The organism is uncultured Zhongshania sp. (assembly GCF_963975605.1).
Taxonomy (GTDB): Bacteria; Pseudomonadota; Gammaproteobacteria; order Pseudomonadales; family Spongiibacteraceae; genus Spongiibacter; species Spongiibacter aquimaris.
In genome coordinates, this window is the sequence record NZ_CAXBHN010000040.1 from 1 (window position 1) to 9,660 (window position 9,660).

The 9,660-nt window shown below is 50.1% G+C and carries 8 protein-coding genes; 3 read left to right on the forward strand and 5 right to left on the reverse strand.

The genetic code is table 11. The features are described from left to right. Window positions 1-691, forward strand: a 691-nt coding sequence (locus AAC007_RS17220; protein ID WP_339678460.1) for a cytochrome P450, incomplete at its 5' end; no start/stop codon positions are given. Window positions 692-1,635: 944 nt separating this feature from the next. Here the strand turns inward: AAC007_RS17220 and AAC007_RS17225 are convergent. Together AAC007_RS17225 and AAC007_RS17230 are read right to left on the reverse strand one after the other, a co-directional pair. Then, window positions 1,636-3,093, reverse strand: a complete 1,458-nt coding sequence (locus tag AAC007_RS17225; protein WP_339678462.1) for an NAD-dependent succinate-semialdehyde dehydrogenase — start codon at window positions 3,091-3,093, stop codon at window positions 1,636-1,638. 658 nt (window positions 3,094-3,751) lie between these two features. Beyond that, entirely contained in the window at window positions 3,752-4,429 is a 678-nt protein-coding gene (locus tag AAC007_RS17230) for a TetR/AcrR family transcriptional regulator (RefSeq protein WP_296436211.1), read from the reverse strand. A 236-nt stretch (window positions 4,430-4,665) separates the two neighbouring features. Here AAC007_RS17230 and AAC007_RS17235 point away from each other — a divergent pair, with 236 nt between their 5' ends. Continuing rightward, window positions 4,666-5,577 (forward strand): MFS transporter, encoded by a 912-nt coding sequence (locus AAC007_RS17235; RefSeq protein WP_339678466.1) that lies wholly within the window; start codon window positions 4,666-4,668, stop codon window positions 5,575-5,577. Window positions 5,578-5,729: 152 nt separating this feature from the next. On the opposite strand, the gene AAC007_RS17240 is transcribed toward AAC007_RS17235, so the two are convergent. Beyond that, the gene (locus AAC007_RS17240; protein ID WP_339678468.1) at window positions 5,730-6,752 is read right to left on the reverse strand and encodes an AraC family transcriptional regulator; all 1,023 of its coding nucleotides are present in this window, start codon (window positions 6,750-6,752) and stop codon (window positions 5,730-5,732) included. Between the two features lie 96 nt (window positions 6,753-6,848). Between AAC007_RS17240 and AAC007_RS17245 the strand changes: the two genes are divergently transcribed. Then, the gene (locus AAC007_RS17245) at window positions 6,849-7,964 is read left to right on the forward strand and encodes a fatty acid desaturase (RefSeq protein WP_339678470.1); all 1,116 of its coding nucleotides are present in this window, start codon (window positions 6,849-6,851) and stop codon (window positions 7,962-7,964) included. A 316-nt stretch (window positions 7,965-8,280) separates the two neighbouring features. On the opposite strand, the gene AAC007_RS17250 is transcribed toward AAC007_RS17245, so the two are convergent. After that, window positions 8,281-9,375, reverse strand: a complete 1,095-nt coding sequence (locus tag AAC007_RS17250; RefSeq protein ID WP_339678472.1) for an alkene reductase — start codon at window positions 9,373-9,375, stop codon at window positions 8,281-8,283. Between the two features lie 24 nt (window positions 9,376-9,399). Further along, window positions 9,400-9,579 (reverse strand): hypothetical protein, encoded by a 180-nt coding sequence (locus AAC007_RS17255; protein ID WP_339678474.1) that lies wholly within the window; start codon window positions 9,577-9,579, stop codon window positions 9,400-9,402. Between the last annotated feature and the right edge of the window lie 81 nt (window positions 9,580-9,660).

Consider the following 9,660-nt stretch of genomic DNA (forward strand, 5'->3'; position numbering starts at 1 on the left):
CACCAAGACTACTACTCTAAAATTGGATGGAAAGGTGAGTTGGCCGGACGCTTACGTTAGACCGGCAATTAAAGCAAGCAAAGCCAATCCCAAAGACGACGCCATCTCCAGCTTCATCGAAGACGGCTACTCCAATGTCGCCATCATCATTGAATGCCTCACCTACGGCTCTGCAGGCATGCTAACTACCCGCGAATTTATCACCATGACCTCATGGTATTTATTTGAAAATCAGCCACTGCGTGAGCGTTTCTTAGCGGGAAATGAGAAAGAGCAACTCGCTATTTTAATGGAACTTTTGCGACTCGAACCGATTGCCGCAAAACTTATGCGCCGCGTCGATGAAGAAGTAGAAGGCCTGTCCGAACAACCACTTCCAGCCGGCGAAAAATACGACATTGATATTCGCAACTTAAATATCCACGAGGGTTTAGTAGACGAATGCCCGTTTGCAATAGACCCCGACAGAGCGCAGCGTCAAAATGATTCCGGAAAATATTTCAGCTTTGGCGATGGCCCCCATGGCTGCCCGGGATCACAAGTTGCCCTACATGAAACACGTATATTTTTAGAGCAACTTTTCAAAATTCCGAGAATAAAATTAGACAGCGCGCCGATCATAACCTGGAATGACATGGTGCACGGCTACGAGTTACGAGAAGCACTGATTTCTTGCGACAAAGTCAGCTGATTTATTTCTGATTAGTACATTGAGGCTGCCGCGATAGAGGCTTCGATGTCTGATGGGCTAGCCATCGGTCGAAACCCTTTGCGCCACGCCGAACTGGGCGGCGCGTGCTTCTAGCGTCGGACGTCCGACGTAAAAGCATTCGCTGTCGCTCATCTGGATCCCCGATCGGGGTCGAGGAAGACGGAGTGAGGTGATGTCATCCTCAACGAACCACCGCCGTCATCCTCAACGACCCACCACCCTCATCCTCAACGCTCCACCGCCATCATCGTCAACTCGATTGAGTATCCAGTCACTTTGGAACTCGTAACACGCTGAACTGGGCGGCGCGTACTTCAAGCGTCAGACGTCCGACGCTAACGGCATTCGCTGTCGCTCATCTGGATCCCCGATCGGGGTCGGGGATGACGTAGTATGGTGTTGTTATCGTCAACTCGATTGAGATCCAGTCGCTTTGGAATTCGCAACACGCCGAACTGGGCGGCACGCACTTCAAGCGCCAGACGTCCGACGCTAACGGCATTCGCTGATCTGGATCCCCGATCGGGGTCGGGGATGACGTAGTATTGAAAGGTCGGGGATGACGTGGTTTTTAAAGGTCGAGGAAGACGGAGTGTGGTGTTGTTATCTTCAACTCGATTGAGATCCAGTCGCTTCGAAATTCGTGCCACGCCGAACTGGGCGGCGCGTACTTCAAGCGTCGAACGCTAAAGACTTACACTTACGCTCACCTAGATACTCGGTCGTGGCCGAGTACCGAGTATGACGGTGCCTGCGTTCGCAGTGCGGGCTCCCACAACCGTCATCCCCGACCCCGATCGGGGATCCAGAGTGAGCGGGATATGAGCTATTTCGCTGCCTGAGAAAAGCAAAGGCATTCGCTGTACTCACCGTCGGCATACTCGGTCGCTACCGAGTATGCCGATGTTTGGGTTTTAGCCGGCTTAATCCAAACCACCCATACACATGTACTTCACCAATTGGTATTCATCAATACCGTAGTGTGAACCTTCGCGGCCAAAGCCCGACTGTTTTACACCACCAAACGGCGCTACTTCATTCGAGATCAAGCCGGTATTGATCCCGACCATACCGTATTCCAAAGCCTCGGCGACTTTCCAAACGCGGCCAATATCGCGGCTGTAGAAATAGCTGGCCAAACCGAACTCGGTATCGTTGGCTAGCTTGATGACTTCCTCATCGCTGTGAAAACGCAATACCGGTGCCACTGGCCCGAAGGTCTCCTCGTGGGCGATACACATTTCTTGGTTTACATCAGCCAACACCGTCGGCTGGAAGAAATTGCCGCCCAGAGCATGGCGCTGCCCGCCACTTAATATTCTCGCGCCCAAGCCCACCGCATTTTCTATATGCTGCTCAACTTTTAACACGGCACCTTCGTCAATTAATGGCCCCTGTGAAACACCCTCATCAATGCCGTTACCGACTTTTAACCCATCTACTGCCTTCGCCAACTTCTCGGTAAACGCGTCATAGACTTTATCGTGAACATATAGGCGATTCGTGCACACACAGGTCTGGCCCGTGTTACGGAATTTGGAGATCATGGCGCCTTCCACTGCGGCATCCAGATCGGCATCCTCAAACACGATAAATGGCGCATTGCCACCCAACTCCAGTGACAGTTTCTTTAACGTAGGGGCACACTGCTCCATGAGTTTCCGCCCGACTTCAGTCGAGCCGGTAAACGACAATTTCCTCACCTTCATACTGCTAGTAAATTCCGCACCGATAACCCGCGACTTACCGGTCAGGATATTGAGTACGCCGGCAGGAATACCCGCCTCTTCCGCCAATACAGCCAAAGCCAAAGCGGTAAACGGTGTCGCATCAGCGGGCCTAACCAGCATCGTGCAGCCCGCCGCCAGTGCCGGCGCCGCCTTTCTGGTGATCATTGCCGCTGGGAAGTTCCACGGGGTAATCGCTGCGCACACACCGACGGGTTCTTTTACCACGATTAAGCGTTTGTCATTTGCAGGACTGGGAATCACATCACCGTAGGTGCGCTTGGCTTCTTCGGAAAACCATTCGATAAACGAGGCCGCGTATTGAACCTCACCCCGCGCTTCGGCAAGGGGTTTACCCTGCTCGGCGGTCATAATTTGGGCAATATCTTCAGCATTGTCTTGAATCAAATTAAACCAGCGACGCAAATACGCAGAGCGCTCTTTAGCTGGCAATTTGCGCCACGGCCCCCAGGCGGCATTTGCGGCATCTATCGCATCGCGAGTTTCAAGGTCGCTAAGGCGCGGAATGGTGCCAAGCAGTTCACCATTGGCGGGGTTGTAAACTTCAGTTGTTTCTCCGGAGGCAGCGTCCAGCCACTGACCATTTACAAAAGCTTGCTGCCGAAATAATTCAGGTCTACTCAGAGATAACATAATTTCAATCCGATTAAGATTCGCAATGGGTTGACGGCGCACGGCCAGTCAAAAAGTGTGTGTGTGGTAAATACAAGCAAGGAGCCTATCTCAGGCTCCTTGCTGTTGTAAACCGCAGCAGTCGATTCTATTCAAAAGCAGACCGACTATTATCCCGCACACTACGCCGCCGGAGGGGCGCCCAGATAGCGGTCTAATTCCAAATGCATATTAATGATCATTTTTTCATGATGAGAGGCAAACCAAACTTGCTTACACCCGACGCGCTGCTACCCCTCACAATCCTACCCACCTTCGCCACTTTTTATACCGACCCACTCAACAGTACCCACCCAGAAGCATCTCCGCTGTATATGGATTACGCTGGCCTACCACCATTATTTTTTATAACCAGCAAAGAAGACACGCTAATGAATGACGCCACTATGATTGCCGAGCGCACTACGAAACTGGCGCGCATACCACCTACCATATTTGGCCAACGCCACCGCACGCCCTCCCCGTTTCTAAGCGTTTCTTTCTGGAGACACGTACGTCGATCAAAGATATGATTCTATTTTCAAAAACCCACTACAAAGAGCTAGATGCTAGATCTACATCGCTAGCGACATCAAAAATACTAGCGAGCGGGAATCAAGACCACATAAACAGATAAAAACTACAAATCATCTTTAAGCATTTTGATCAGATTTGGATAGTGTTTAGGTTTCAATACACCGTTCAAGGTAAGCCGCAACATCTCACGGGAAAAACGCTTTGTCATCGCCGTTCTTTCCTTCTTGGTTTTCGCGTGGGCATTCACCCACACTGGCCACAAGAAATTACCCGCCAACATCAACACCGCAAGCGCTTCTGAATCCACATCGTCGTGACCGTATTCGCCGGCAACCAACGCCTCTATACCCTGCTTATAACGCGCGAAAAATTTATCACCAGATGGGTTCTTTGATGACAGCATTTCAAACAGCCAAATGCGCCCCAACTCAGGGTTTTCTACCGCGAAATTAACCATGCGCTCCATGATTTCAAATACCGGCTGCTCTCGCGCAGGGACTACTTTCTCACTAGAAACCTGCTTGTCGCGAGCGGCAAACGCACCTTCCGACAGCAACTGATCTGCAACCCAGTCAGCGGTTGCATGTAACAAATCTTCGCGGGTATGGAAATGTTGGTATGCAGTACCGCGGTTAACACCTGCTAAATTTGCCACCCTAGAGACACTCAAACCCTCTGGACCGTCTTCTGACAGTACAGTGCGCGCCGCCGTTAGAATAGCGTCTCTGGTTGCCTCGGGGTTGCGAACCCGACGCCTTTCTCCTGTTGCTTTTGTTGCCATACTAATCACCCATGTTGTTAAGCTAATTGTAGCGATTATAGTTAACTAGCATCATGATGTATATTTTCTAGACGCCCAGCATTTCACTTTTACATGGTCTCTGAAACCATAAACTAGTGCACATATCGACACACAAACCTTTTTTACTATCGAACCGAATTTTTATTTACTATTTGCGGAACGCCGACGCAACAACTTCTTTCGAACTTTCCGATAGGGGGGGACTTCCACAAGATTTGTGCGAATGTAGCCGTATTGCCATCTCCATTCTGGTTGCCGCGGCCTCTGCTGGTGCGGTTGCCGGCGGTCTTATTACCGCAGCTTTCATTAGCAGTCACGGCTGGCAAACCATCTTTTTGTACGCGGGCGTCATCACCCTGATTCTGGGTGTGTTGATTCAACTGCTGCTGCCGGAATCCATTGCCTTCACCATTAAACGCCACCCCGAAATAGCACTGGAAAAAGTCAACCGGACACTGTCTTATATCGGCCAGGCGACGGTGACGCATATTCCCCCCGTTAGTGACACAGTAAAATCAGAATCCGCCTCGGTGACATCACTGCTCACCGCCAGTCGCCGCCAGGCTACTCTGCTGTCCTGGAGCGCATTTTTTACCGGCTTTGTCGTGGTTTACTTCATTAGCAGCTGGATGCCCCAGGTATTGAGCAACTCGGGACTGACACAGGAAAAAGCCATACAAGCCACCGCCGCCATCCCCCTTGGCTCAATTGTCGGCACCATGCTGATGGGCTATCTGGGACAAAGAATACCCATCAATAAACTCATCGCCGGCGGCTTTGTGTTCGGAACCGGCTGCATATTTTTGGTAGGCAGCATGAGCAATGATCTCGGCCAAATACCTTACAGCCTTATTTTGACGATGTTGTTTTTTATCGGTATTAGCCTGATGGGCGCGTTCTCGAATCTCTACAATATCGTGATGGTTATTTACCCCGCCCAAATACGCAGCACCGGTTTAGGTTGGGCGGCAGGTCTGGGGCGAGCTGGCGCGGTAATCAGTCCAATACTCGCCGGCCTATTGATGGGGCTTGGCGTATCAATGACCGTACTCTTCACTCTATTTGCTGTCCCCGCCCTGGCTGCCGCAGCCTGCGTTTGGACGATTGAACCCAAAGAATTGCCGTAAAGACACTAATAACACGCTAGCAAAAGTGCGGGTGAAGCCAGGATACTAAACGCGGTTTGATGATGCTCACCTTAGAGAAAAAAATCAAAATGACTCGGCTTATCGCGAGATAAGAGTACAGCTTGGCATACTCAAATATCGCCAACCGTCGATTACTTGCAAATACCTTGCGTATTTCTATAAGCACTCGGCGACATGCCCAGCCAGCGCTTACACGCTCTCGAAAAACTAGAGGTATCCGAAAACCCTAACAAATAGGTTATTTCACTCATCGTATAATCTGCGTCCTGCAAATAATTCAATCCAAGCTGCTTGCGAGTATCGTCCAAAATCGCCGTATAGCTCGTGCCTGCCTCACTCAACTTACGCTGCATATTCCGCGAACTCATATTGATACGCTTCGCGACCTGCTCGTGCGAGGGCTCACCATTACTCAATAATTCCAGTAGGCAAAGATGCACTTTCTGACTGAGCGGATCGCGTGAAACACCGGCCAGCAGTCGCTCAAGTATGGCCTCATTATGCTGGGCCAATTCCTCATTCGCAGTCAGCAAGGTCTGCTCTATGGCATCAATGGCAAAATCCATCGACATCTCTTCTGCCGAAAACTCTACCTCTACCCGAAATATTTTCTCATAAGGTTTGCGCTCCTGCGGTCGCGGCCGAAGTAAACGAACAGCCAAGGGACTAAACTCCCGCCCTGCCAAGGACCTGCACATGCGCAAATTTGTTGCGAGCAGTGCATCCTGCGCAGCAAACGCGGGCTGCTCACCACCCAGTTGTAAAATACGAAAACGATAGCAATTCTCAAGGCGCTCGAATTTTACATCTGCGGCATTGCTCACAATATGAAAGTAGCGAACAAGGCGCTCAAAAACGTCTTTTAACGACTTGCTCGCGATTAATGAATAACCCAAGGCGTGAAACGTAGTCTGCTGAACGAAATTACTTACCGTTAAACCAAAGGCAGGGTCAGCCGTGGCATCAATCGCTATTTCCCACAAGCGAGTAGTTGCCGCCAACGGTACACGCCCGGTGGGGTCTGCCAGTACGTCAGCATCCATACCAGCCTGCTGCAATAGCGCCATACCGTCTAAGCCCTGAGCGTCTAGCGCAAGCTTAATGGTGCGCACCCAGCTACTCAAAGATGAAACGTGTGCGGAACTTGCTTTCATTGAATTGGCATCTTAAGTCAGAATCTTGGCGCCCGAAGCCCTGCGCCTGTCAATCGCATTAAATATGCTAGACGTGAACAAATACTAGGCGACGATATGATGATTAAGCAAAACAGAATACCCCAAAGTACAGCGCTAACCAACGAAGAAAAAACAGCCTTCATTCGCAAATCCGTTTTGCAGGCAGGTGACGAGCTTCGCGCTAAACACCGCTGGCTTAAACACCAAGACGCCATTGGCGCCATTATCATGGTGTTGTCACTATTAGGTATGCTTGGCAGCGCCTGGCTCTACTATCAAGAGATAATTAGTTGGTGGCTATGTATTCCATTAGTGGCGCTGTTTGCTTCATTTATTCACGAGCTTGAACACGACCTGATTCACACCATCTATTTCCGCAAAAACCCCAAGATCAATCGCATGATGTTAATCATCGGCTGGATTGCTCGCCCAAGCACTATTAATCCACTAGTGAGGAGACGCCTGCACCTTCATCACCACAAACATTCCGGCACCGAATCTGACTTAGAAGAGCGCGGAATCACCAACGGTGAACACTGGAATATGAAGCGCCTTATCATGACAGGTGACAACAAACTCGCCACCAAGCTGCGGACAAAATCCATTCACGAAGCAGCTTATGCTTACATTGTTGCCCAGAAGCCAAGCGATGATGCGGAGTTAAAAAAACTTATACATGAGCAGCGCAACGGCTATTTCCCTATCGGAAAAATATACTATTTTGTATGGCATGGATGGCTGATTTTACAAGCCACATTAATACTAGCAACACTCGCAGGCATATCACCAGCACTACCCAGCGCAGTGAATACCGCAATCGACATTCTCAATTTTTTAGCTGTGACCGTCATGCTTCCCTGCTTTCTTCGCACCTTCTGCCTTCACTTTATTAGTTCAAATATGCACTATTACGGCGACGTTGAAGACGGCAATGTCATGCAGCAAACTCAAGTTCTTAATGTGTGGTGGTTATTTCCTCTACAATTATTCTGCTTTAACTTTGGTGCCACCCATGCCATTCACCACTTTGCGGTGCGGGAGCCTTTTTATATTCGCCAGTGGACTTCAAAACAGGCCCACGCAGTGATGCGTGAAATGGGAGTAAGATTTAATGATATTGGCACATTTAAGCGTGCCAATCGCTATACTATGGCGGCTAATCCTGCGGTGGAGTTAAACACTAACAATTAAGATAATTTCAACGCAGTTGCGGACTCGCAGCTGCGTTCTAAGTCCTATAAAACTAAGTCAAAAGCATTCAAAGCACAGTTTCGCGACTCTACTATCAATGCTTCCACGAATTAAAACTCCAACTCCACTCGCGTAAAAAAGGCCTACACCTGATTTTTGGGTTCTCACCTTGACGAGGAGTTATATAGTATTCGGTATGAGAAAATTAAAGAGGAAATAAAGGCAATGCCGGACGAGATGTCTAACACTGCCTTATTTATGAGGAAAGGTTTATCTAAGTCCTCGGTCAAGAGCTCGACATTGACGAGCTAGCTGGCTAATTCGACTCACTCCACACTGGATAATCGCAATACCCTTTCGCACCCGGTGTGTAGAGGCTGCTGGGGTCGATATCGGCCAGCGGCAGTCCGTCCTGAAAACGCCGCACCAAATCTGGATTAGCGATAAATGCACGACCAAAGGAAATAGCGACAAGCTGGGGATCAGAGAGAGTCGCTTCGGCCTCGTCTTGATTATAGCTGTCGTTCAATATTAGCGGACCGCTAAAATTGGCTTTGGCCAAGGCTACATTATCCTGAATTTTAGGCATTCTGATCACGTGTAAATACGCCAACCTCAAAGGATCCAAGGCTTTTAATAAGGCAGCAAAGGTCTCTTGATTATCGTCGTCGGCCAAATCATTAAAGGGGTTGCCGGGACAAATCCGCATTCCAACTCGATCTGCACCATCAACCGCCGCCATTGCCTCAACCAACTCAAGCACGAATCGCAGACGATTTTGCAGGCTGCCGCCGTATTGGTCGCTACGGTGATTCGTGCCGGTCGACAAAAACTGAGCGGGTAGATAGCCACTTGTGCAGTGCAATTCCACCCCGTCAAAGCCGGCGGCGTATGCGCGGCGCGTAGCGGCCACATAGTCCGCAATGGTGCACTCAATATCAGCCAGGCTCATTGCTTCGGGCACAGTAAAATCCAGCATACCCTGTTCGGTGTAAATCTGGCCTTTAGCGGTGATAGCCGAGGGTGCAAGCGTTCGTGCGACACTGCCATCTGCGGCGGTTTTATTCGCCGGATTAGCGACCCTGCCACAGTGCATCAATTGCAAGACAATCTTGCCGCCTTCACTGTGCACCGCGGCGCAAACCTCCGCCCAAGCTGCCTGCTGGGCATCGTTATACATACCCGGCGTACGACAATAACCTTTGCCTTCGGCACTGGGGTGCGTGCCCTCGGTGATGATTAATCCTGCACCGGCACGCTGACGGTAATATTCCGTCATCAAGTCGTTGGGCATATCGCCGTCGACCTCGGCGCGAGAGCGTGTCATTGGCGCCATAACAACACGGTTAGCGAGTTCTATACGCCCCAGTGTCAGCGGGCTTAATAATTTTGTGTTTTCAGAAACCGACATAGTGCTGCCCTATTAACGCTATATTTAGCGAACGCGAATTTTCGGTGCCGGCGTATCTCGGCGCATGGTTTTCAAAAATGCCTCTAAAGGCGCCGGGCTTGCCACTTCCGGGCTGTCTGCTGGCTGCTCGGCCCAAAACTCTTTCCAGCTCGGGAATAAATCGTGAAACGCGCCATAATACGGTTCGCGTCCAGGCCAGCGCATTTTCATATCGCCGATAGGTGGCTTATTTACTAATAAGGCGGAAATAATCAATACGCTGTGTTAGACTACCGTGCATGGAAA